This is a genomic window from Fischerella muscicola PCC 7414 (assembly GCF_000317205.1).
GTDB lineage: Bacteria > Cyanobacteriota > Cyanobacteriia > Cyanobacteriales > Nostocaceae > Fischerella > Fischerella muscicola.
This window is the reverse complement of record NZ_AJLK01000172.1, coordinates 13,299-36,575: the sequence shown is the minus strand read 5'-3', so window position 1 is coordinate 36,575 and position 23,277 is coordinate 13,299. Positions and strand designations below refer to the sequence as shown.

18 protein-coding genes are annotated in these 23,277 nt (G+C 42.8%); 13 read left to right on the top strand and 5 right to left on the bottom strand.

Annotation, left to right across the window (positions count from 1 at the left end; genetic code table 11):
- Positions 1-220: 220 nt before the first annotated feature.
- Positions 221-3,595, bottom strand: a complete 3,375-nt coding sequence (gene treS / locus UYI_RS0127495; RefSeq protein WP_016869898.1) for a maltose alpha-D-glucosyltransferase — start codon at positions 3,593-3,595, stop codon at positions 221-223.
- A gap of 111 nt (positions 3,596-3,706) precedes the next feature.
- Between treS and malQ the strand changes: the two genes are divergently transcribed.
- The 5 genes from malQ to UYI_RS0127470 all read left to right on the top strand — a co-directional run bounded on the left by malQ (position 3,707) and on the right by UYI_RS0127470 (position 7,751).
- Positions 3,707-5,227 carry a 4-alpha-glucanotransferase gene (malQ, locus tag UYI_RS0127490; RefSeq protein WP_016869897.1) on the top strand — a complete coding sequence of 507 codons (1,521 nt, stop codon included), beginning with the start codon at positions 3,707-3,709 and terminating at the stop codon, positions 5,225-5,227.
- A gap of 579 nt (positions 5,228-5,806) precedes the next feature.
- Positions 5,807-6,283, top strand: coding sequence for a hypothetical protein (locus tag UYI_RS0127485; RefSeq protein ID WP_199332358.1), 477 nt, complete (start codon positions 5,807-5,809; stop codon positions 6,281-6,283).
- A gap of 618 nt (positions 6,284-6,901) precedes the next feature.
- On the top strand, positions 6,902-7,192 hold the full coding sequence (locus UYI_RS0127480) for a hypothetical protein (protein ID WP_157226404.1): 291 nt from the start codon (positions 6,902-6,904) through the stop codon (positions 7,190-7,192).
- A 41-nt stretch (positions 7,193-7,233) separates the two neighbouring features.
- Positions 7,234-7,458 (top strand): addiction module protein, encoded by a 225-nt coding sequence (locus tag UYI_RS0127475; RefSeq protein WP_016869894.1) that lies wholly within the window; start codon positions 7,234-7,236, stop codon positions 7,456-7,458.
- Entirely contained in the window at positions 7,455-7,751 is a 297-nt protein-coding gene (locus tag UYI_RS0127470) for a type II toxin-antitoxin system RelE/ParE family toxin (protein ID WP_016869893.1), read from the top strand. Before UYI_RS0127475 ends, UYI_RS0127470 begins: the two co-directional genes overlap by 4 nt.
- A gap of 62 nt (positions 7,752-7,813) precedes the next feature.
- Here the strand turns inward: UYI_RS0127470 and UYI_RS0127465 are convergent, their stop codons facing one another.
- Positions 7,814-8,212 (bottom strand): DUF2141 domain-containing protein, encoded by a 399-nt coding sequence (locus tag UYI_RS0127465; protein ID WP_235148033.1) that lies wholly within the window; start codon positions 8,210-8,212, stop codon positions 7,814-7,816.
- A 93-nt stretch (positions 8,213-8,305) separates the two neighbouring features.
- Positions 8,306-9,136, bottom strand: coding sequence for a DUF6920 family protein (locus tag UYI_RS0127460; protein ID WP_016869891.1), 831 nt, complete (start codon positions 9,134-9,136; stop codon positions 8,306-8,308).
- Positions 9,137-9,281: 145 nt separating this feature from the next.
- Here UYI_RS0127460 and UYI_RS0127455 point away from each other — a divergent pair, with 145 nt between their 5' ends.
- The 8 genes from UYI_RS0127455 to UYI_RS0127420 all read left to right on the top strand — a co-directional run bounded on the left by UYI_RS0127455 (position 9,282) and on the right by UYI_RS0127420 (position 20,262).
- A complete protein-coding gene (locus tag UYI_RS0127455) occupies positions 9,282-10,901 on the top strand; it encodes a mechanosensitive ion channel family protein (protein WP_026086212.1) in 1,620 nt (539 codons plus the stop codon).
- A 20-nt stretch (positions 10,902-10,921) separates the two neighbouring features.
- Positions 10,922-11,059, top strand: coding sequence for a hypothetical protein (locus UYI_RS39340; RefSeq protein ID WP_016869889.1), 138 nt, complete (start codon positions 10,922-10,924; stop codon positions 11,057-11,059).
- A gap of 158 nt (positions 11,060-11,217) precedes the next feature.
- Positions 11,218-13,791 carry a CHAT domain-containing protein gene (locus tag UYI_RS0127445; protein ID WP_016869888.1) on the top strand — a complete coding sequence of 858 codons (2,574 nt, stop codon included), beginning with the start codon at positions 11,218-11,220 and terminating at the stop codon, positions 13,789-13,791.
- 226 nt (positions 13,792-14,017) lie between these two features.
- A complete protein-coding gene (locus UYI_RS0127440) occupies positions 14,018-14,986 on the top strand; it encodes a DUF1822 family protein (RefSeq protein ID WP_016869887.1) in 969 nt (322 codons plus the stop codon).
- Between the two features lie 105 nt (positions 14,987-15,091).
- On the top strand, positions 15,092-17,419 hold the full coding sequence (locus UYI_RS0127435; RefSeq protein WP_016869886.1) for a CHASE2 domain-containing protein: 2,328 nt from the start codon (positions 15,092-15,094) through the stop codon (positions 17,417-17,419).
- A gap of 158 nt (positions 17,420-17,577) precedes the next feature.
- Positions 17,578-18,375, top strand: a complete 798-nt coding sequence (locus tag UYI_RS0127430) for a DUF928 domain-containing protein (RefSeq protein ID WP_016869885.1) — start codon at positions 17,578-17,580, stop codon at positions 18,373-18,375.
- Positions 18,376-18,430: 55 nt separating this feature from the next.
- Positions 18,431-19,174, top strand: a complete 744-nt coding sequence (locus tag UYI_RS0127425) for an alpha/beta fold hydrolase (protein WP_016869884.1) — start codon at positions 18,431-18,433, stop codon at positions 19,172-19,174.
- A gap of 35 nt (positions 19,175-19,209) precedes the next feature.
- Positions 19,210-20,262, top strand: coding sequence for an NAD(P)H-dependent glycerol-3-phosphate dehydrogenase (locus tag UYI_RS0127420; protein WP_016869883.1), 1,053 nt, complete (start codon positions 19,210-19,212; stop codon positions 20,260-20,262).
- A gap of 208 nt (positions 20,263-20,470) precedes the next feature.
- On the opposite strand, the gene ftsH2 is transcribed toward UYI_RS0127420, so the two are convergent.
- Both ftsH2 and UYI_RS0127405 read right to left on the bottom strand, forming a co-directional pair.
- Positions 20,471-22,357 (bottom strand): ATP-dependent zinc metalloprotease FtsH2, encoded by a 1,887-nt coding sequence (gene ftsH2, locus UYI_RS0127415; protein WP_016869882.1) that lies wholly within the window; start codon positions 22,355-22,357, stop codon positions 20,471-20,473.
- Between the two features lie 262 nt (positions 22,358-22,619).
- The gene (locus UYI_RS0127405) at positions 22,620-23,123 is read right to left on the bottom strand and encodes a hypothetical protein (protein ID WP_026086211.1); all 504 of its coding nucleotides are present in this window, start codon (positions 23,121-23,123) and stop codon (positions 22,620-22,622) included.
- Positions 23,124-23,277: the final 154 nt, after the last annotated feature.

The following is a 23,277-nucleotide window of genomic DNA, read 5'->3' as shown; positions in this document are numbered from 1 at the left end:
AGTTTGAAAATAGGCAATAGGGGGAAGCGGAATTTTCATCGCAAGATTGTGTACCAACGTTCATGCATGGCTGTGAAACTTTTTTCATCGAGACTGCGTTTCAAAAATTTACCCAAAATTTTACTCAGTTAATAGTTAGTAGTTGGTTGTTGACCACTAACTACTAACCATTAATCACTAATAGCGAACACGAGAAATACGTTGATCTACACCAACCTAATTACTTCGAGTTTTGCAACAAATCCAAAATTCGCTGTAAAGGAATTTCGATCCAATCCGGACGGTTTCTGAGTTCGTAGTCTAACTCCAAAATGACTTTCTCTAACAAGAAAGCATCTAGGAGGACTTGTAACTCTCTGGGATGCTTGGGTATGAAAGCTGCGTGATCTGAGGTGATCAGATAGGATTTTAAAAAGGCGACGCTAGACCAACAGAAGAAAAACTGCTGCCAATGTTGTGCCAGTGGTAGCTCATCAGGACGCAAGATACCGCTTTCTTCTTCGTTACGCAGACCCACACGACTGGCATAGTAAAAAGATTCTAGCATCGAGGCAACATCTCGTAGAGGCGATCGCTTCATTCGACGTTCACTCAAGGGGCGTTCTGAGTTACCCTCAAAATCAATGATGATAAAATCCTTACCCGTGTACAACACTTCCTCTAAGGAATAGTTGCCATGACACCGAATCCGCATGGCAGTAATTTTGTGATTCAATATTTCCTGAAAGCGTCCCAAAATCAGCTCGCGTTGGTTGATCACCAATTTTGCTAAAGGTTGGACATCATTGGGCAATTGCTGCAAATGTTTATTTAATAGCAGTATTGTTTGTCCTGCCTGATTCCGCATATATTGGTAGATTGAGCGCTGGTAGAAAGAAGAAAATAGCTCTGGTGCAAAGTCTACATTTTCCGAGTCTGATGCTAGTGCTATGTGTAATTCCGCAGTCCGTTGTCCCAGCAATTCAGCCGCCAAGAGGTAATTACCCATGAATTCTTGAGCCATTTCCGGGACTGGAATATATAGCGCTGCTTGCAACAAGGAGGGGGGTAGCTCAATATCAGTGATGTCTGCGTATTTTGGCAGAACTAGTTCAAAAAAGTCACGCAAGCTGTCTATGGTATAAGACCAAGCATCGCAAACCTCAGGGATATATTTTCGTAAGATCCCCAATGTCATTGGTGCAGAACCTTTACAGTGATACTCTAATGCACCAGCAACAGGGGCTAGGTGGTCTAGTTGGGGTATACCTTTTTTAACTGAAGTTGCGGTGAGAAAGCGACCAATTTCGAGATCGGGGTTAATACCCGCCTCGACTTTGCGGAAGATTTTACAAATCAGGCGATCGCCATAGATAATGCCCGTGTTAGTATGTTCGCCTTTGAGTAAATGGGGTTCCAAGGAAACATTGCTGCTTTGGTCGCTAACGGAAGTCAGAATTTCCGAAAAATGTTCTGTAGATGTTGCTACCAATTTACCCTGCATACCTTCGTAGGTATGATGATGAGCGATCGCATCCAAGGGGATATGCAAAAAGTCTTTTTGCCCTAAAGCATCAAATAAGACTCCGGTTTCTTGTTTACCCTGGACATATATTTGGGCTACGATCTGTTCGATGTGAGAGCTGAAACGTTCGCTACCAACGCCATCTGTCTCGTAAGCAAGGGTGAGAACATAAGTTTGGGGATCGCCTTCTGTGTAGTCTACCCGCAGTAAAACAATATACGCCTGGGTGCCATCGTGACTCACAGGAATTGCTTCTGTAACATGGGTAGCTTGGATAATGCGTGTTTTGCCATCGAACCAAGCACAACTACACAGATAATCTGGCAGTATACTTTCAAGTGCTGTTCTCGCCTCACCTTTGGCAAAAACATTCTGCCACTTGCCACTGACTATAAGTTTAGGTATTTGGTTGGGATTGCGGATGGGACAGGTAAAGCTGGGTTGCATTTGCAGGGTAAACCAGTAGAATGCATGGGGCCCCAAGCTGAGGAAGTAAGGAGATTCAGTGATTACCGGAAAGGCGTTGCGACCAAAAATTTCTACCGGAACCATGCCATTGAATGCAGACAGATCCAATTCCACAGTCTGCACAAACCGCGAGAGATTAGCCACCACGAGAATGTGTTCATCGTTGTAGTTGCGAGTAAAAGCTAGGACTTTGCGGTTTTCTGGATACAAAAATTCAAACGTACCCCGACCAAAAGCCTGATAGCGTCCTCTGGTGGCAATTAGTCGTTTAGTCCACCACCACAGAGAATTTGGGTTTGCCCGTTGTGCTTCTACGTTAACTGCTTCGTAGTGGTATTCTGGGTCTACAATCAAGGGAGCATAAAGCCTTTGGGGATTGGCACTACTAAAACCGCCGTTTCTGTCAGGACTCCACTGCATCGGCGTACGCACACCATTGCGATCGCCCAAATAAATATTGTCCCCCATACCAATCTCATCACCGTAATACAATACGGGTGTTCCTGGTAAAGACATTAACAAAGCATTCATCAACTCAATCCGGCGACGGTTATTACCCATCAACGGCGCTAGACGGCGACGAATACCCAAGTTGATCCGGGCTTGGGGGTCTTGGGCGTAGACTTTGTACATATAATCCCGGTCTTCATCACTAACCATTTCCAGAGTCAGTTCATCGTGGTTACGTAAAAATAGCGCCCACTGACAGTTATCGGGAATTGGTGGCGTCTGCTGCAAAATGTCAATAATTGGGAAGCTATCTTCCATGTGCAGCGCCATATACAACCGTGGCATCAGGGGAAAGTGAAAGTCCATGTGGCACTCATCCCCTTGCCCGTAATACTCTACCGCATCTTCGGGCCACTGATTTGCTTCTGCCAGTAACATCCGGTTGGGAAACTTGGCGTCTACATGTCGCCGTAATTTCTTTAAAAACTCGTGGGTTTCTGGTAAATTCTCACAGTTAGTTCCTTCGCGTTCATAAAGATAAGGCACTGCATCTAAACGCAGTCCATCGACCCCCATCTCTAACCAAAAATCCACCACATTAAACAGTGCTTGCTGTAACTCTGGGTTTTCAAAGTTTAAATCTGGTTGGTGAGAATAAAAGCGATGCCAATAATACGCCTTTGCTACTGGGTCCCATGTCCAGTTAGAGGTTTCAAAATCCTTGAAGATGATCCGCGTGTCCTGGTACTTTTCAGGAGTGTCACTCCAAACGTAAAAATTTCTCTCGGAACTGCCCGCAGGCGATCGCCTTGCCCGTTGAAACCAAGGGTGTTGATCGGAGGTGTGATTGATAATTAACTCAATAATGACGCGAATACCGCGCTCATGGGCAGCTGTTAAAAAAGCCTTAAAGTCTTCTAGATTACCGTAGATGGGATTGACACTAGTGTAATCTGAAATATCGTAGCCATCATCGCGCAACGGCGAGGGGAAAAAGGGCAGCACCCAAACTGCTGTGACTCCCAAATCTTGCAGATAATCTAACTTCTGCGTTAACCCACAAAAATCGCCAATGCCGTCGCTATCACTGTCGGCAAAAGCACGTACAGGCACTTCATAGATTACAGCATCTTTAAACCAAAGCGGATCGTCCTTCAAAATCGGATTTTGCATAGTTTATACAACCTATTGGCAATAAGTTATTGTACAAGGGGGACTCGCAGCTTTGTTTGAATTTTTAGACCTTTTTGTATTACCTGATACCGAAAAACTGAGGATTTTGTGATGAGCTTTCAAAGAGCAAGCGGAATTTTGTTACATCCTACTTCTCTACCCAGTCGATTTGGCATTGGTGATTTAGGTCATTCGGCTTACGAGTTTGTGGATTTCTTGCAGAGAAGTGGCCAAAGACTGTGGCAAATATTGCCTTTGGGACCCACAGGCTATGAGCATTCACCCTATACAATGAATTTTAGTGCTTTTGCTGGAAATCCACTCTTGATCAGTCTAGAGCAGTTGGTACAAGAGAATTTACTATCTCAAGAGGAATTGACGCTGCCACCAGAAAGTGCAGATGACAACCCTAATAGAGTTAATTTCGATGCAGTCATTCCTCACAAAATGAGTATTCTCCGTCTTGCTTATGAACGCTTTCAGCATTCCTTAAGCGATAAATCGAACCCTGAGTACGAACAATTTTGTCAGATGCAATCGGCTTGGCTCGACGATTACGTCTTGTTCATGGCACTACTAGAAGCAAACGATGGCAAACCTTGGAGCCAATGGAAAAGTGCGATCGCTCGCCGCGAACCTAGTGCCTTGCAAGCCGCAGCCCAAGAATTTCATGACAGTATACTATACCATAAATTTCTACAATTTAAAATTTTTCAGCAGTGGTCACACCTGCGTGCCTACGCCAACGGCAAAAACATCCAAATAGTCGGGGATATCTCGATTTACGTTTGTCACAACAGTTCTGACGTGTGGGCAAATCCTGAGATTTTTCAACTCGACTCCCAAACCCTAGAACCTGCTTATATTGCGGGTGTGCCACCAGATTACTTTAGCGCAACTGGGCAATTGTGGGGTAATCCTGTATACGACTGGGAGAAATTGCAACGCACCAACTTTGCCTGGTGGATCGAACGCTTCCGAGCCACATTACAATACGTAGATATTGTCAGGATTGATCATTTCCGGGGTTTTGAAGCTTACTGGCGCGTACCCGCCGGGGAAGAAACAGCTATTAATGGCGAGTGGGTGAAAGCACCAGGAGTCGAATTTTTTGAAACTCTGGGAACAACCTTAGGTAGTTTACCCGTAATGGCAGAAGATTTAGGTATTATTACACCAGAAGTAGAAGAATTGCGCGATCGCTTTGATTTTCCGGGAATGCGAATCTTGCAATTTGCTTTTGGTGGTGGTTCAGACAATGCTTACCTACCCCACCATTACGTGAAAAATTGCGTCGTCTATCCAGGAACCCACGATAACGAAACTACAATAGGTTGGTGGCAAGAGGGAGCTAAACCCGAAGAAAAGCAAATGGTTGCGAAATATCTGGGTTACGATTCGCCAGAAGAAATATTGGAAATCAACTGGGAATTCATTCGCACAGCATTAGCATCTGTTGCTGATTTAGCAATTCTTCCCCTCCAAGATATTTTGGGTTTAGATAACAGCGCTAGGATGAACGATCCGAGTGTGAACGCAGGTAACTGGCGTTGGCGTTACACCAGTTCAGATTTATTGACATCAGAATTAAGTCAACGATTGTTAGAGATGACACAACTCTACAGCCGTTGAGTTTTGATGGTGTGCTTTCCTGTTTGGATAGCAAGAGAAATTGGTAGGGTGCGTTATGGACGTTAGTCCTAACGCACCAAAAATCTGCTTTCCTCTTTATCGGTGTGCATCTGTGTTCATCTGTGTTCGTTTTTCTCCCCACACCTAATTGCAAACCGCTATAAAACCACAGAGGCACAGAGAACACAGAGGAAAAAGAGTTGGAGAGGTATTTTGCGTAAGTCCTGATAAAGATGAGTCTACTAAAAGTAGACTTAAGCTATGAGCCAGCTATTTATTTGAGGGCGGGATATTGGGCATAAGGATATTTAGCATTCCTATATCATTCGTGAACCACAAGATCCCCGACTTTTTGAAAAAGTCGGGGATCTGACCTCATTTAAGATTGCTATAACTTGATGCGATCGCAATGTAAGTCGATACAATCGCAATGTGACTTGATACATTCGTAATGCGACCCGATACATTCGCAATGTAACTCGATACATTCGTAATGCGACCCAATGCATTCGTAATGTAACTCGATACATTCGTAATGCGACCCGATACATTCGCAATGTAACTCGATACAATCGCAATGTGAGCCGATACAATCGCAATGTGAGCCGATTTGTTGCTAAATTTGTCAGCCTTCTATCTATGCTGGGTATAAGTATTAGCGGTGGAGTAGCAACTGTCGTGTCTTTTGTTGCTGCTATTGGTGGCCCAATCACATTAGGAATTGGACTATTTGCTGCTATTGTCTCCCTTGGCTGGTCACTATTCGGAGAATCTTGGGAACGTCGTTTGGCAAAGAAGATTGTTAGCCACTTTGAAGACCAACAAGTGCTAGATAAATTTCTACAAGGCATTGACGAGTACTGGCAAGATACTACTAAAAAATTTGAACAAGGTGCTAATGGGATTGAAGGGAAGTTTCAAGAGTATATTCAGCACCTTCGAGAAATTTGTTCAAATGACGAATCCTCGAAAGATCGAATCAAGAATCTTCTGTTTTTACTTAGAGAAATAAAGGATTTTTTCGCTGGAATTCCTTGGGGAGAACCTACAGACTAAGGTAGTAAATCTTAAGTAGGGTGCGTTATGGCTTCAGCCTAACGCACCATGTGATCTGGTGGTGCGTTAGGCGCTTATAGAATTTTTGCGTGAAAAACTAGATCAAAATGCGCGCCTAACACACCGTACTAGCGTGTCAAGGCTAAAAGCAATAAATGTCTCTTCTATCTGGTGTGTTCTCTCTTGCCTCATACGGTTTATTAATGCACTATTTTAGCTGTACCACGCCACTACTGTAATTTTATTTTTTAGGCTATCCCTTGCAGTATTACGTGGTATGTTACTGTGTCAGAGTTATTTGCTTCTGAAGAATAACTCTAAACCCCAAAATTATAACTAGGTAATGCAGCTCTCTCTTTTTACCGATCCCATACATTCTGCTCTTGCACCAACCAATCTTACAAGCTCACGTCATCCTATTCACAGATGGGCAAATTTTATCGCTGGATATTGCATATCTTTATGGAATACATATTCCCACAGGTCAACTTACTCTATCTCTGCTGGAATAAATAGGTTTTGAGAAAACACAAATAAAGTTACTAAGAACTAGAGGAAGCCGTTGGATTTTATCGAAACGTGAAGGTGCAGGTACACCAATTGGAGAGTATTGGATCTATGGAAGAAGACCTTGAGTTCTCTGAGAGTAGCAAGACTGAGATTACAGAATCTAATACTCTTTACAAAGTAGCTTTTGCTGCTATGCAAGAATATATTGAAGTTTATCTTAGTCTTAGCAAGCAGTCTGATGGCTTTTCAAATATTCAGAATCTTGATTTAATTTCTCGTGATAACCGAAACATAAGTTATCGAAGAGACGATGGCAGACTTGTTGTGAAGTTTTTAGACGCTCATATTGTAAATTGCAGCGTTCAATTTGATGGGCAAAACCCTGTCCGTTATATTTAATATGTACCATTTGCCTGTTATTTACATTTAGGTAAGTTATTGTGGACATCACAGCTACTTTAAACGAGATTACAGCCCTTAGCGTTGAAGATCGGATTCGTCTTGTGCAAGCGATTTGGGATAGTATTGCCGCAGAGCAAGCTTATCCTGATCTGACGGAAGTGCAAAAGCAGGAACTTGATCGTCGAATTACTGACTATGAGGCTAATCCCAATGATGTCCTGACATGGGAAGATATTAAGGCTTCGATCAAGAGTCAACAATGAATTATGTATTGGTGTTTCGTCCAGAGGTTCGCGAAGAACTCAATGAGGCATATACTTGGTACGACAACCAGCAGCCAGGACTTGGCGACGAGTTTTTAGACTGTGTGGATGAAATGCTAAATCGAATTTGCCAGATGCCAGAGTCGTACGCAGTTGTCTATCGTGATGTACGACGAGCTGTAGTACGACGCTTTCCGTATGCTGTGTACTACCGTATTGTATCGAGTCGGGTGATTGTAACAGCAATTTTTCACGCCCCGAGAGATCCAAAAGCATGGCAAACGCGAACCTAACACGAACAATGTTTATAGACTACGAGTACCATTCTAAATCTAGAGCAGCTTAACATTACCCCTCAATTGCCCAACAGATACCGCATCTGAATCCGAATGTGAGTATTTGCACCTTCCACAACGATCGCTGCTTCTGCAAATTCAGGTGAACCTATACGAATTTTGGGGTTACGGGAAAACCCAAAACCTTCGGTAGGAATGCCTAAAAAATTACAATTGAGTTTACCGTCACAATTGGCGTCATGAATCACAGCAACCGCATACTTGCCTGCTGGCAAATTCTGAAACGTGACAGTAGGTGCAGTGTCTGTAATCTTGATAGATGCAGATTGCAAAGCGCGATCGCCACTAGTGGGAAAGCCCTCACTATTAGAGAATAGATTCAGGCAGATTTGACCACGCTGATTTTTTAACCCATCGATAGTAATCGTCAGCTTGCAGTTACCAGATTCTCTCATCATTTCACGAGCATTCCAGCATAAATGTTTATAACTGAAAACTGGCATTCAAATCAATGGATTAAGCGATCGCAATTTGATCTGTCCTTGTGAGTTTCATTCAAACTCAGCCTTTGCAATTGTGGCGCGAAAGAATTCTAAATAACGTTCTGTACCAAACCACCAACCCGCGTTCATCTGGGATGGAATTGTGAAGCCACCAAACTTTTGTTCTGCTTGAAATTCTACGCCAAATGGAATATAATGCCAACTACTATCCTCTGTCTTATCTCCCCAACGTGGCAGAGAAAGCTTTAAAATTTTGCCATCGGCGTCTACAACCAGCGTGAGTGTCACAGGTTCATCATTAATCACAAAACTTACTTGCACAGTCCTCTCATCAATAGCCTGCCAAATAACACCTTGTTGAGGTAGCAAGGCAGAAGGTAGCCAGACAAACTCGCCTGCAAGCCTGCCAATACTGGAACGAGCAATATCGTGAGTATGAGCATTTACTAGAGGAACTAGTCCCCAAAGAGAAAACCGCATTCTACCCGTTCCATTAATGTAGTAATCAGCACCCACAAATTGAGACAAACCACGTCCAATTGTAGCTTTCCAAACAAAACCCTTGAGCAGTGAAATTCTCTGTTTGGCTTGCATGGGAACCCAAGGTTTATCTTCTCCCAACCTAAAACTACCACTCATTTCCAGAGTTACCGAAGACGCCAAAGGGGTTCCTGGTGCGATCGCATGTAAAAAGTAGCGCTGCACAGGGTTGGGTAAACCAGCAACCATGTCTTCTGTAAAAACATTTTCTGTGGGTAAATCTGCAAGTTCTTGCCAGATTTTACTGACTTCACTGTCATTTTTAATTCTTATAACTACTAATATTAAGAATGCGACCGCTAGTAATACAGCAATACTCAATAAAATTTTTGTCAACATATGAATTTAACTCCAGCTGGAATTAATTTCCAAGTTATGAGCAAAAAATGAGAAACTTTTGAGGAAGTGAACTGTCAGGCTTTTTGAATGATGGAATATGAGTTCCATCAAACGCGATCGCACTCGTCAGCAACTCTCGGTAAAAATGAGAAAAAATCGTAAGTTCCCTCAGACTCGGTACTCCCAACTTATTCAGACAACTCTGATTGTATTGATATTGTCGATCAGTTTCCTGTTAACATCTGTACAAGCACAATCATCTGTAAAATATGCACCAGTTGCAGTAGATGGTCGGTTGGTATTTCGAGTCAGCAGTAACGAACAATCGAAAGCTCAAGAACGAGCTAATTTCATTAGTTCTCAATTGCAAGCAGTTGTGAAATCCCAAGAAGCGCCTGATATAGAGATTCAACAACGCAACGATTCTCCCATTATTTTAGTTAACGGTCGATATTTGTTGACTGTCACCCAGAACGATGCAGTTTCTGCTGCTAGTCCGGAAGAACAAGCTAGAATCTGGGCACAAGAAATTGAAGATGCGATCCAAAAAGCGCAAAGTGAGAGAGGCGCAGAATTTATTCGCAATACATCAATACTGAGTATTGTGATCGTGTTGATGGCTGTCGGCGTAAATCGGTTGTTGGGAATTTTATGGCAACTCACCCAGCGCCGAGTTTCGCAAATGCTAGTTTCGGCTAACTCCTCAAGTGACAACCAAGTCCAAAATACATCTAGACTCCTACTCAAAGGAAGTTTACTGTTGTCGCGAATTCTACTGTGGGTTGGAGTCTCCCTTTATATTACTAATCTATTTCCCCTCACCCGGCAGTGGAGTTATAACATTGCCATCAGCATAGTTACTAGCCTCACCTCTCCCATCTTTTCTCTGGGACAAAAAGCCTATTCACTCACAGACATCTTTATCTTAATTGTCTTGCTTTTGGGGCTAATTATCTTTGCAGGCGCAACAACAAATTTATTACGCTCCCGCATTTTACATCGGACACGCATCAGTAGAGGAGCGCAAGAAGCGATCGCAATTATTTGCAAATATGCCTTTATTAGTTTCGGTACAATAGTTTTGCTACAAATTTGGGGACTAGACCTCAGTTCTCTAACAATAGTAGCCAGTGCCTTGGGCGTGGGAATTGGCTTTGGTTTCCAAGACATTGCTAAAAACTTTGGTAGTGGAATTGTACTATTATTTGAACGTCCCATCCAAGTTGGTGACTTCATCGAAGTAGGCGAATACATGGGGACAGTAGAATATATCGGGGCGCGTAGTGTAGTAATTCGCACCCTAGACCGCATTTCCATTATCGTCCCCAACTCCCGCTTCTTAGAGACAGAAGTCATTAACTGGAGTCATCGCAACCCCGTTTCTCGCATTCATCTACCAGTAGGTGTTGCCTACGGTTCAGATGTAAACTTAGTAAAAACAGCACTCATTGAAGCTGCCGTTGCTCATCCTGAAGTTTTAAAACTACCCCAACCCCAAGTATTCTTCAAAGGATTTGGTGAAAGCGCCATAGACTTTGAACTCCTAGTATGGATTGACAAACCCCACCAACAAACACCGATCAAAAGCGACATCTATTTTCTCATCGAAGCCACTTTGCGAAAACACAACATTGAAGTTCCCTTCCCCCAAAGAGACTTAAATATGCGTACTGGCGACTTACCCATCAAACTTTCACCAGAAATAGAACAAGCATTATTGCGCTTAACTCAAGAAATTAATAGAAATGGGAAATCGGTGAAGTAGGGGATCAAGGAGGTGGGGAGATGGGGAGATGGGGAGATGGGGAACTCACCGGCCCCCACTCCCCCAAGGGAGTGGGGATTAGGGGCAGTGGGGAGATGGGGAGATGGGGAGATGCGCTGTTTGAAGCGTCTGGGAGTGTGAGGAGTAAAGACTATTAACTACTAACCACTGTACAGACGTGCCATGGCACGTCTGGTACAACCACCAACCACCAACCACCAACCACTAACCACTTTAAATCTTTGTGTCCTTCGCGTCTTCGCGGTTCGTTAACTAGATATTCTGTGAGTGGGAAGAGACTGACTGACTCAAATTTATGACACCAAAAAAGAAGACATTCCGCTTCTTAGCACTGGTTCTGATGACTGCTTTACTATGCATCAGTATTTCACCAGTTTTAGCAAAACTTCCAACTCCCAATCCTTCTACTTCCCCCACCATCTCTTCTGCTTTACAACAAGGAAAAACACTCTACGACAGTGGACAGTTTGCACAAGCAGTACAAATATTGCAGCAAGCAGCCCAAAATTATCGGCAGCAGGGTGATACAAAAAGACTGGCTGCTACTTTGAGTAACCTTTCTCTTGCTTACCAACAACTTGGTGCATGGAATCAAGCCAAGCAAGCAATTACAGAAAGCTTAAATCTTCTCAAAAGCATAGACGATCGCATAATTTTAGCTCAAACTCTCGATATTCAAGGACGTCTGCAACTTGCAATGGGACAACCAGAAGATGCCTTGCAAACTTGGCAGCAAGCGGGAGATATTTATAGTAAAGCAAATGATCAAAATGGTGTAGTGCGATCGCAAATCAATCAAGCCCAAGCATTAATCTCGAGCGGATTTTATCGTCGGGCAGAAGCAACACTATTACAAGTAAACCAGACATTGCGATCGCAAAGTGACTCCCTAGAAAAAGCAGTGATGTTGCGATCGCTAGGTGATGTCCTACAACTAGTAGGCAAATTACAACAATCTCACATAGTCCTCGAAGAAAGTTTGGCAGTAGCCAAACGCTTAAAATCACCTAATTATATTGCCGCGAGTCTTTTTAGTTTAGGTAACAACGCCCGCGATCGCCAACAGACACAACAAGCAATTAACTTTTATCAACAAACAGTTAAAGAAACTTCCTCGCCTCTGTTAAAGGTTCAAGCCCAGCTTAATCTTCTCAGTCTGCTCATTGAGGAGCAAAAACCAACAGCTGCTTTAACATTAGTACCACAAATTCAATCCCAACTCGACCAACTTCCCCCCAGTCGCGCCAGCGTTTACGCCCAGATCAATTTTGCTCAGAATCTCGTCAAATTGGGAGACGAGAAAGAAAATTCACCCCATCATCTTCTTTCCCCTGCCCAAATCCTTGCCCAAGCCGTACAACAAGCGCGCAGTTTAAACGATCAACGCTCCTTAGCTTATGCTTTGGGAACTCTAGGTAGTCTGTATGAACATACCAGACAATGGTCAGAAGCACAAAAGTTGACAGAGCAAGCATTACTTTTAGCACAGAGTAGTAATGCACCCGATATTGCTTATAAATGGCAATGGCAGTTAGGCAGATTACTCAAAGTACAAGGGGATATTCCAAGAGCGATCGCAGCTTATGATTTGGCAGTCCAAACCCTCGAATCGATTCGTAACGACTTGGTAGCAGTTAACCGAGAAGTACAATTTAGCTTTCGCGACAGCGTCGAACCAGTGTATCGAGAATCAGTACAATTACTGTTAGATACTCAACAAATACAACCAGAAGAAAAAACTTTAGAAAAAGCACGCCAAAGGATTGAAGCCCTGCAAATTGCCGAATTAGATAACTTCTTCCGTGAAGCATGTCTTCAAGGACAGCGTATACTATTAGACAAAGTCGTAGATAAAGAAAATCCGACGGCTGCCATTCTATACCCAATTATTCTTCCTGACGAACTACAGGTAATTGTCAAAATTCCTAAACAACCCCTACGACACTACAGCACCCAGATTTCCCAAACAGAAGTAGAGCAAATAGTTAGCCAACTGCGACAAAATCTTGTTAATCCGGCAGCAATCAAAGCCACGCGCACCCAGTCACAGCAAGTTTACAACTGGCTAATCAAACCAATTGAATCACAATTATCAGCTAGTGGGGTAAACACTTTAGTATTTGTACTAGATGGAGCATTGCGTAATTTACCAATGTCTTCTCTATATAATGGTCAACAATATTTAGTAGAAAAATACGCAACTGCCCTGAGTGTCGGTTTGCAACTCCTTGATCCCAAACCACTACAGCGACAGCAGCTGCAAGCCCTAACTGCCGGGTTAACTCAACCACCACAAGCATACTCCGACTTCGCACCCCTACCCGCGATCAGGACAGAAATTGAGTTAATTAGTGAAGCAGGCATATCAACAACCAACCTATTAGATCGACAATTTACAAGTAAAGAACTAAAGAAAAAAGTAAACACTACACCTTTTAACGTAGTGCATTTAGCAACTCACGGTCAGTTTAGTTCCCGTGCTGATCAGACATTTATTTTAGCTGCCGATGGCCCAATTAACGTGACTCAATTTGACAGTATCCTTCGCAATCGGGATAATATTAGACCCGAAGCATTACAACTACTAGTGTTAAGTGCATGTCAGACAGCAGTAGGAGACAAACGTGCAGCTCTTGGTTTAGCAGGAGCTGCTGTACGTGCAGGCGCACGCAGTACGATCGCTTCTCTGTGGCAGATTGATGACGAATCCACTGCTCAATTTGTTGGTGCTTTTTACCGAGAACTCAAAGAAGCCAAAATTACCAAAGCCGAAGCTTTGCGTCGCGCCCAGCTACAATTGCTCAAACATCCCAACTACAATGCTCCTGGCTTTTGGTCAGCTTACGTATTGATTGGAAATTGGTTGTAAGTAGGAGGCAGAAGTACAAATCCGTGTCTACGGTGTAGGCTACGCCCTTACACCCCCACACCCATTTATGTTGCTTCTTCAGTTCACATTAGACGTAAATTAGTTACTAGTTAATAACTACAAACTACTAATCACCAATTACTTAAAAATAAAATTATTTTTTTGCGTAATTTTTGTTATTAAGCGCGACCTATATACAGCAGCATTAAACCTTGGGGAATGATCCATGTCACACCAAACCTATAAATTTGATGATATTGCTTTAACACTGCCCATCACTCAAGCGGCCCGCACTACTGCCCAGCAGTTTGCTCATCAACTACCATATCCGCAGATTGCGGAACGAGTCCGTTTAAATACCCTGTGTGTATTAGCAGTTAATGATTATTTACAAATGATGGGTCTTCCTACTGATTTGAAAGCAAGCGACAGTTGGAATCCGATTATGCGTTTGTGTGCTGATGTAGCTGATTTGGAGTTGCCAGGAATTGGGCGTTTGGAATGTCGCCCTGTACTATTGGATCAACAAATTGGTTATGTTCCGCCTGAAACTTGGGAAGAACGAGTAGGTTACGTGTTTGTGCAAGTAGACGAATCTCTGCAAGAGGCAAAATTACTAGGATTTCTCCCTAGTGTCGCCACCGAAGAGATACCTTTAACTCAACTGCAACCGTTGGAAGATTTAATTGAACACCTAGCACCTACTTTTACATTACCAGTTCCAGAATTGGTAAATTTGAGCCAATGGTTTACAGGTATATTTGAAGCAGGATGGCAAACCATAGAATCCTTGTGGAATCAACCAGAAATAGCTCCAGCTTTTGCGTTCAGAAGTGGCAACTTGCTCGAAGATGAAACTAATAATCAGCAAGAAACAGTGGTGAGACGAGGAAAATTAATTGACTTAGGAATCCAGATTGCCAACCAATTCGTTATGTTGGTTGTAGAAATTAGCCCCCAAGCAGATCAACAAACCAGCGTTCTCGTACAACTGTATCCTGCTAACAATCAAAATTACCTCACCCCAGGAGTGCAACTCACTGTTTTAAACAAATCAGGAGCAGTATTTTTAGAAGCCCAAGCTAGAAGTGCAGATAATTATATTCAATTAAAGTTCAGAGGAGAACCCAAAGAAGAATTTACCGTTCAAGTAGCACTCTATGATGCCTGTGTAAAAGAACATTTTGTCATTTAGTCAATGGTTAAGGATCAATGGTCAAGTGTCAACGGTCAAAAGTTCTTAATCGTTCTCCACTCCTCATACTCCACCCACTCCCCCATCTCCCCATCTTTTTCAACTATGGGTAAGTTAGTAGTTCTAAAATTTGCTGACGGTAGCTTTGAGCAAGGATTTGCCGTTACCCTACAAATTGGTGAAGAAGGTAAGTTACCTGATTCCGAAATTGCAGGTAGATTACCACCAGCAACAGAATTATTACACAAATATGAAGAGTGGCAGTCTAGCTATTCGAGGTTAGACAACCGTTATCGCTTATCTGCTGACAAGGTACAAGTAACAAATGTATCGATAGTCAAAGAGTGTGATCAAACTGCATATATATTGCGATCGCATCTTAATTCCTGGCTACTAGCTGCGGAGTTTCGTCCTGTCCGTGAAAAATGGCTAGAAAGATTATTGCCTACGGATATAGTACGAGTCATTTTACAAACAGAAAATCGCGAATTGCAGCGTTTGCCCTGGCATCTTTGGGACGTGCTGGAACGCTACCCCAAGGCGGAAATTGCCATCGCACCTCCAAGATACGAGCGCATTGCTGCCAAGAAAACCCATAATAAAAAAGTAAATATTTTAGCAATTATTGGTAATAGTCAAGGGATTGATACTCAGACAGATCAAGCTTTACTCCAAGCATTACCCACAGCGGAAGTCAGCTTTTTAGTTGAACCACAGCGTAAGGAATTAAATGATTGTCTTTGGCAAAAAAACTGGGATATTCTGTTTTTCGCTGGACACAGTTCTAGTCAAGGAAATAATCGCATCGGCAAGATTTATTTAAATAAAACTGATAGTCTCACAATTGACGAATTAAAATACGCCTTAAAAAAAGCAGTGGAACGAGGCTTGCAGTTGGCAATTTTCAACTCCTGTGATGGCTTAGGACTAGCAGAAAAACTAGCCAATCTGCACATTCCTCAGATGATCGTGATGCGCGAACCTGTACCAGATTTAGTCGCACAGGAATTTTTGAAGTATTTTCTGGATGGGTTTGCTAATGGTGAACCTTTATACTTAGCAGTGCGAGAGGCACGGGAAAGATTGCAAGGCTTAGAAGATAGATTTCCTTGTGCTACTTGGCTACCAGTAATTTTTCAGAATTTGGCAGAAATACCTCCCACTTGGCAAGAGTTCACAGGTTGGGTTGCTCCACACAACCCTGTCAAACGAAGTTATAGTTCTTCTAATTTATTACGTATAATTATTTATTTTTTCATTAATAGTGTCTTTATTACTGCAATTCCTACTGGCTTGAAATTTTTAGAAGTCTTACAAAATTGGGATTTACAAGCCTTTGATTTGATGATGCGATCGCGTTCAGTTCTCATCAATGAAGATCCTGATCCACGTCTATTATTAGTAACCGTTGGAGATGCTGATATTGCAGCGCAACGTCGCAGAGGCGAATCTTTGAAAGGGACATCTGTGTCTGATCAAACTCTGAACAAAGTTTTGGAGAAACTTCAGCAGCATCAACCGCGAGCGATCGGTCTAGATATTTACCGTGATTTTCCAGCGGAGTCAGCAAATTTACAGAATCGTTTCCAGCAAACAGACAACTTAGTAGGAGTCTGCAAAGGTAGCGATGCAACAATCAATACTAGTGGTATCGAACCACCTCCAGAAATTCCCCAATCCCGCTTAGGTTTTAGTGACTTTGTTCATGATGCTGATGGGGTGGTACGTCGGCATTTGCTATTTATGAACCAAGAACCAACCTCACCTTGTCCTGCTTCCTATTCTCTTAGCTTACAGCTAGCACTGCGCTATTTAGAGGCCCAAGGAATTAAACCAAAATTTACTCCCACAGGTGATTTCCAAATTGGTGATGTTAATTTATCACTCTTAAAACCACGAACAGGCGGTTATCAAGGTATTGATACTAACGGTGGTCAAATTTTACTCAACTACCGTTCCTCAAAGCGAATTGCTGAACAAGTGTCATTGACACAACTTTTATCTGCTCCAATTAACCCCAACGCGATCAAAAACAAAATAGTCTTGATTGGTGTCACTGCTAAAGGTGATTTTCCAGATTATTGGGCTACACCCTATAGTACTGAATTAGACAAACAAATGTCAGGAGTATTAGTACAAGCTCACATGGTTAGCCAAATTCTCAGTGCAGTTTTAGACGGTCGTCCACTCCTGCGGTCATGGAATCCCTTTGCTGAAGTCATGTGGATTTGGGTTTGGTCAGTAGCAGGAGGATTACTAGCTTGGCAAATGCGACACTCTTGGACACGCTTGCTAATTTTTGTTGTAGTTGGCTGCGGGATTCTTTATATTTTCTGCTTTGGTTTATTCATTCAAGGGTATTGGGTTCCTTTTGTTCCATCAGCTTTAGCACTTATAGCAACAGCAGGTATGACAGCAATTAGTAAAGAGTAATTTGTTGTCGGTTGTTGGTTAGTAGTTAGTGGTTAGTAGTTGGTTGTTGGTTGTTAGGAATCAGCACCAGCCGCAGTGATTAATAGAATCTGATAACTGTTAACTGATAACTAAATTACGCTTTCTTCTATAAAAAACACTAAAATTACGGAGATTTTATGAAGTTAAATTTAAATCAAATTATTTTAGTATTTACCCTTAGTAGCACCAGCTTACTGAATAGTTTCTCCTTGGTTGTAGCGCAGTCAATACCAACTCAACCTTCACAACCAACCTCACCCCAGCCTCCTAAAAGCGGAACTATAAAGGTTGATTTGCCCAATTTGCCGCCTGGTCCTGCTCCTGGAGGTCGCCGTTTCGGTGGAGCCAGAAGAGGTAGTTGTCCCGATGTTAAACCACCCTTAACTGCTTTAGTACCTCTGACTGAGCAGCCAGCATCGGTAACAAATGTTTGGGGCTTAACCACAGAAGCGCACCCTCAGCTATGGTTTTATCTACCATACACCAAGAGTTCTGGCTATCCAGCTGAGTTTGTCCTACTGGATGATCAAACCAAAGATTCAGTTTATAACAGTGCGATCGCTCTACCAGCAAAAGCAGGTATTATCAAAGTTCCCGTACCCGAAAACACTCCGTCATTGCAAGTAGGTAAACAGTACCGTTGGTTCTTGAATATTTACTGTGATCCCCAAAAGCAATCAACCCCAATTTATGTAGAAGGAGTAATTGTCCGCCTAAACCCCAATCAAAGCTTAGTTAAGCAGTTACAAAAAGCACAGCCATTACAACAGGTTGCGATTTATGCTGAGAATGGCTTTTGGTACGATGCCCTCACTACACTAGGACAATTGCGCCAGACAAATCCTCAAAATCGTACATTGCAAACACATTGGAGAGATTTATTAGCTGGGGTTGGCTTGGGTGAGTTGGCGGTTCAACCATTGGTTCAACCATGAATTTTCTTGGTTGTTGAAGTTATATCTCGTCCACCATTCCCACTATTCAATTGATATGAGTCTTTTTTGTCTAGTTCATGGTGCCTTCCAAGGCGCTTGGTGTTGGGATTTGCTAATTCCCTACTTAGAAGCACAGGGTCACAAAACTGTAGCAATGGATTTACCAATTGAAAATGCATCTGCTACTTTGTCCCAATTTGCGGATGTAGTAATTCAAGCGCTGCCCAAAACTGATGATGATATTGTCCTAGTCGGTCACTCAATGGCTGGTACAATAATTCCCCTAGTTGCAGAAGCAGTAAAAGTGCGTCAACTAGTGTTTGTGGGTGGACTGATTCCCTATCCTGGAATTAGTACACTCGACCAATTTTCTCATCATCTTGATGCTGATACGCTCAAATCATTAAATTACCAGCCAAAAGACCCAAGTAAACTCCAACAGTTCCACAATGAGCCTGGTATGTTTGAACCAGCTTCCGTAGGGAAAGATTTTTCAGACGCAGCAGTATTAATGGATTTGTTCTATCATGACTGTCAACCGAATGTAGCACAGTGGGCAATTTCAAAAAGTCGTTCGCAACAATCCATGGCATATATTTTTGAAACGAATCCTCTCAAAGCTTTGCCAAAGGTTGAGCGTAAATATATTGTTTGTACCAATGACCGAATCATATCTCCTACATGGTCACGTTACGCTACACGCAAGCGCTTAGGAGTCGATGCCATTGAACTAGCTTCTGGACATTGCCCCCATCTGTCTTATCCTGACCTTCTTGCTAAAGCATTAACTAGCAGTTAATTTTTTGAATAGCAACCGTGGAGTAATAGAACAAGATGGCGAAAATAGTAATTTTGGGTGCTGGGGTCATGGGAACTGCTGTTAGTGTCCCCTTGACAGATAACGGACATATCGTACATCTGGTCGGTACACATTTAGACAATGACATTATTACTAAGCTTCAAGCTGGTTATCCCCATCCACGCTTAGGCATCCGTGTTGCTGAAAGCGTTAAAGCTTATACCCATGATCAATTGGGTGAAGTAATAACAGGTGCGGATTTATTGGTCATCGGTGTTAACTCTCACGGTATCAACTGGGTAGCGGAAGCCCTTAGCAATTTGTTGTCACCGAAAATTCCTATTTTGATGGTAACAAAGGGATTGGCGGGTGATGGCGAAAAGTTATCTATATTACCTGATGTTCTTAGGGCTGGGTTGCCTATTGAGTATCGGGATCAAGTACAAATTGCTGCTATTGGCGGCCCTTCTATTGCTCAAGAACTAGCTGCCCGTCGTCATACTTGTGTAGTATTTACAAATCAAAATCAAGCCTTACTAGACTGGCTGGTTGGGTTAGCACGTACACCTTACTATCACGTTTGGACTAATACCGACATGATTGGCACAGAAGTGTGTGTCGCCATGAAGAATGTCTATGCTCTCGCTGTCGGATTGGTGATTGGACTCCTAGAAAAAGCAGGCAAAGCAGAGAATAGCGCGGAAATGCACAACCTCGCTGCGGCTATCTTTGCCCAAGGCATGTTAGAAACAGCTTATTTAGTAGAAAAGATGGGAGGAAAACTCCACAACGTCTACACCCTTCCTGGTGCTGGTGATTTGTACGTTACCTGTCAGGGCGGACGCAATAGCCGCATGGGTCGTCTTTTAGGTTTAGGTATGCCCTACAGTCAAGCAAAAGCCCAGTATATGCCCAACGATACCATAGAAGGTGCTTCCTTAGCTTTAGCGATCGCCCCAACAGTAGAAAACATGATACAGCAAGGCAATTTAGACGCTAAAGCCCTACCTTTACTGCTGACGATGATTGATATTGTCTACCATGACGCCCCTGTAGACATTCCCTGGGACAAATTCTTTGTTTATTGACAAAAACTTAATTTAATGCTGTCTGCATCAACAAACACCCACAGCCACCATAAATACACACGAATAATCTATCAGTGTCCATCGGTGTTCGATACCTAAAAAACATAATTCTTGTCGCTGCTGACATCAAGTTTCAAATAAATATCCCCACGTCTGTATTTATAGACGCGGGGAAACTAAAAATTATTAAGTTAAAAACTCAACCAACCTAAAGAATTGGTGTAAACTGGGGCTTTTCAGGCACAAGAGTGTACTCAGCCACAATCTGACGGAACTCTTCGCCGTCGATAGTTTCTTTCTCAATCAGCAAGTCCACCAAACGATCCATAAGAGTGCGATTTTCACGCATAATCCGCTTGGCATTCTCATAACACTCTTCCACAATCGTGCGGACTTGTGCATCAATCCGGGCTGCGATCGCTTCTGAGTATTCAGAACGAGTCATCCAGTCCCGACCCAAGAATACTTCACCCGTCTGGCTTTCTAAGGAAAGAGGGCCTAAGTCAGACATCCCGAAGCGAGTTACCATTTGCCGGGCCATGTTGCTCACCTGTTGCAGGTCGTTTCCAGCACCAGTAGTGATTTCATCTCTACCAAAAATCACATCTTCAGCAGCACGACCACCTAAAGCACCTGTAATTCTGGCTTTGATTTGAGAACGAGTAATCAAACCCATCTCTTCAGAGGGAGTAAACCAAGTTAAACCCTGTGCTTGTCCCCGTGGAACCAAAGTAACTTTTTGTACTGGGTCATGGTCTTTGAGGACAGTTCCCACCAAGGCATGGCCAATTTCATGATAAGCAATTAAACGCTTGCTCTTGCTATCTACCAGGGGTGTACCTTCCATCCCAGCAACTACCCGATCCACAGCATCATCAATTTCTGTCAGGGTGATGCCTTCTTTACGGCGTCTAGCGGTGAGAATGGCAGCTTCGTTGAGTAAATTGGCTAAATCGGCACCGGTGAACCCAGGAGTACGACGAGCGATCGCATCTAAAGACACACTTGGGTCTAATTTCTTATTGCGGGCGTGAACTTTTAAAATCTCCAAACGCCCTTTAATATCTGGTGCATCGACAGTTACTTGTCTGTCAAAACGTCCGGGACGCAACAATGCTGCGTCTAATACGTCGGGACGGTTGGTGGCAGCAATAATAATGATGCCAGTGTTACCTTCAAAACCGTCCATCTCTGTCAGTAGTTGGTTGAGGGTTTGTTCCCGTTCGTCGTTACCACCGCCAATACCAGCACCCCGTTGTCTACCAACGGCATCAATTTCATCGATAAAGATGATACAGGGGGCGTTATCTTTGGCTTTTTTGAACAAGTCACGGACGCGGGATGCACCCACACCTACGAACATTTCTACAAATTCTGAACCAGAGATACTGAAGAAGGGAACCCCCGCTTCTCCAGCAATAGCTTTTGCTAATAGAGTCTTACCAGTACCAGGAGGCCCTACTAACAGGACTCCCTTAGGAATACGGGCGCCAACAGCAGTAAATTTTTCTGGCTGTTTGAGGAAGGTAACAACTTCTTGGAGTTCTTCTTTGGCTTCTTCAATTCCAGCAACATCATCAAATTTAACTCCAGTCTTAGCCTCCATTTGAAAACGAGCTCTAGATTTACCAAAGCTCATGGCTTGACCGGGGCCACCAGGTAAGTTGCTGGAGCGACGGAACAAAAAGAACAATCCAGTAATCAACAAGATTGGAAAAATTAGATTTCCTATAAGTCCCCAGATAGCACCGTCATTTCGCATCGGGTGGGCATCAAAACTCACTCCCTTATCTTTGAGCTTGGTAATTAGCTCAGGAGCATTGATTGGCAAATCTACCCGCACTCGCTGGACACGATTGTCGAGATCCGGATCTACAGCTTCCACAATTGCTGTTCTGCCGCCTTCATAGAAATCTACGTTTGTGACGCGATTAGCATCTAAATATTCCAGAAAGCGACCATAGGTCATACGTGTACTGGCTGTATTTCTACCCATATCCGCAGGAGCGCCAGCAAATGCACCCTGCCAGAAGAAAAAGCCAATTACCAGAGCTGGCAATGTCCAGAGAACTAGGACTCTCCAGGAGAATTTCATCTTGTTTTGCCTCTAGATGCCGATATACAACTAATCAGCGATGTCATTCCATCACGATATCGCTGGGAAACGGATATTTATAAATCCATTTTGTTTTATCTGAATATTTTGACGCAGTTAGCCATGCAGCTAAGAGAGCTACATGGCAAAGCCATGGCGCCAAAAATAATCTTAATTAAATTTAACTTAATTCTAATACAAAGCACTAAAAAAGAAAGTGGGAGTGGGATAATTACCACCAACCACTAACCACTAACAATTTTCATTTTGCTTCTGTAACTTTGAGAGTATAAGGAAAATACTCTTCTTTATTGTAGGAACCAACCCAAATTTGATAAGTTCCGGGTAGCCACTCGCCAACAATACCAGGATTTTTACCATCAAAATCGTCATTGCACCAAGTGCCACCAGGGCCAGTGATTATCAAGGTTGTGTCCTCAGGGCTGTCTACTTGCAGTTTTAGGTAGTCAAATTTCTTTCCTAACTCCAGATGATGGTCTGGTTTTTGATCAACAAATCCTGTACATGCGCCTGTGGAAGTTTCGCTTTTACCAACAACTTGATTTCCTGGTAATGAACCCCCACTCATCCCACGAACCTCAAAAGGATCTGGAAGAAACTTGGGATTGATGCTGACATCGCCAAAGATGGGTGGTGGTGTTGGTGTTTCGTCTGCAACTGCTACCGTCTTAATTATTGATGCGATCAGGATGCTGGCGATCGTCAACGACAATTTTATTCCCAGATTTATTACTTTTCTTGGCATTTTAATTTAGATGATTGTCTAAAATTTTCTCAGTGTTATTAGTGACACTTATTTTACATACCAAGTTCCTAAATTGAGGGAAATTGCTCAGATATCAAAAATATAGACGACAAATAATATCTTTGTGTTCTGTTTTGTCATAAAAAGTTTTTTT

What these genes read in the sequence shown, in the direction of transcription:
- UYI_RS0127445 (WP_016869888.1), top strand. Translation starts at nt 11,218, where the DNA reads ATGACACCAAAAAAGAAGACATTCCGCTTCTTAGCACTGGTTCTGATG.
- UYI_RS0127435 (WP_016869886.1), top strand. Translation starts at nt 15,092, where the DNA reads ATGGGTAAGTTAGTAGTTCTAAAATTTGCTGACGGTAGCTTTGAGCAA.
- malQ (WP_016869897.1), top strand. Translation starts at nt 3,707, where the DNA reads ATGAGCTTTCAAAGAGCAAGCGGAATTTTGTTACATCCTACTTCTCTA.
- UYI_RS0127470 (WP_016869893.1), top strand. Translation starts at nt 7,455, where the DNA reads ATGAATTATGTATTGGTGTTTCGTCCAGAGGTTCGCGAAGAACTCAAT.
- treS (WP_016869898.1), bottom strand. Translation starts at nt 3,595, where the DNA reads ATGCAAAATCCGATTTTGAAGGACGATCCGCTTTGGTTTAAAGATGCT.
- UYI_RS0127460 (WP_016869891.1), bottom strand. Translation starts at nt 9,136, where the DNA reads ATGTTGACAAAAATTTTATTGAGTATTGCTGTATTACTAGCGGTCGCA.
- UYI_RS0127430 (WP_016869885.1), top strand. Translation starts at nt 17,578, where the DNA reads ATGAAGTTAAATTTAAATCAAATTATTTTAGTATTTACCCTTAGTAGC.
- UYI_RS0127425 (WP_016869884.1), top strand. Translation starts at nt 18,431, where the DNA reads ATGAGTCTTTTTTGTCTAGTTCATGGTGCCTTCCAAGGCGCTTGGTGT.
- UYI_RS0127440 (WP_016869887.1), top strand. Translation starts at nt 14,018, where the DNA reads ATGTCACACCAAACCTATAAATTTGATGATATTGCTTTAACACTGCCC.
- UYI_RS0127420 (WP_016869883.1), top strand. Translation starts at nt 19,210, where the DNA reads ATGGCGAAAATAGTAATTTTGGGTGCTGGGGTCATGGGAACTGCTGTT.
- UYI_RS0127480 (WP_157226404.1), top strand. Translation starts at nt 6,902, where the DNA reads ATGGAAGAAGACCTTGAGTTCTCTGAGAGTAGCAAGACTGAGATTACA.
- UYI_RS39340 (WP_016869889.1), top strand. Translation starts at nt 10,922, where the DNA reads ATGGGGAGATGGGGAGATGGGGAACTCACCGGCCCCCACTCCCCCAAG.
- ftsH2 (WP_016869882.1), bottom strand. Translation starts at nt 22,357, where the DNA reads ATGAAATTCTCCTGGAGAGTCCTAGTTCTCTGGACATTGCCAGCTCTG.
- UYI_RS0127465 (WP_235148033.1), bottom strand. Translation starts at nt 8,212, where the DNA reads ATGATGAGAGAATCTGGTAACTGCAAGCTGACGATTACTATCGATGGG.
- UYI_RS0127405 (WP_026086211.1), bottom strand. Translation starts at nt 23,123, where the DNA reads ATGCCAAGAAAAGTAATAAATCTGGGAATAAAATTGTCGTTGACGATC.
- UYI_RS0127455 (WP_026086212.1), top strand. Translation starts at nt 9,282, where the DNA reads ATGAGAAAAAATCGTAAGTTCCCTCAGACTCGGTACTCCCAACTTATT.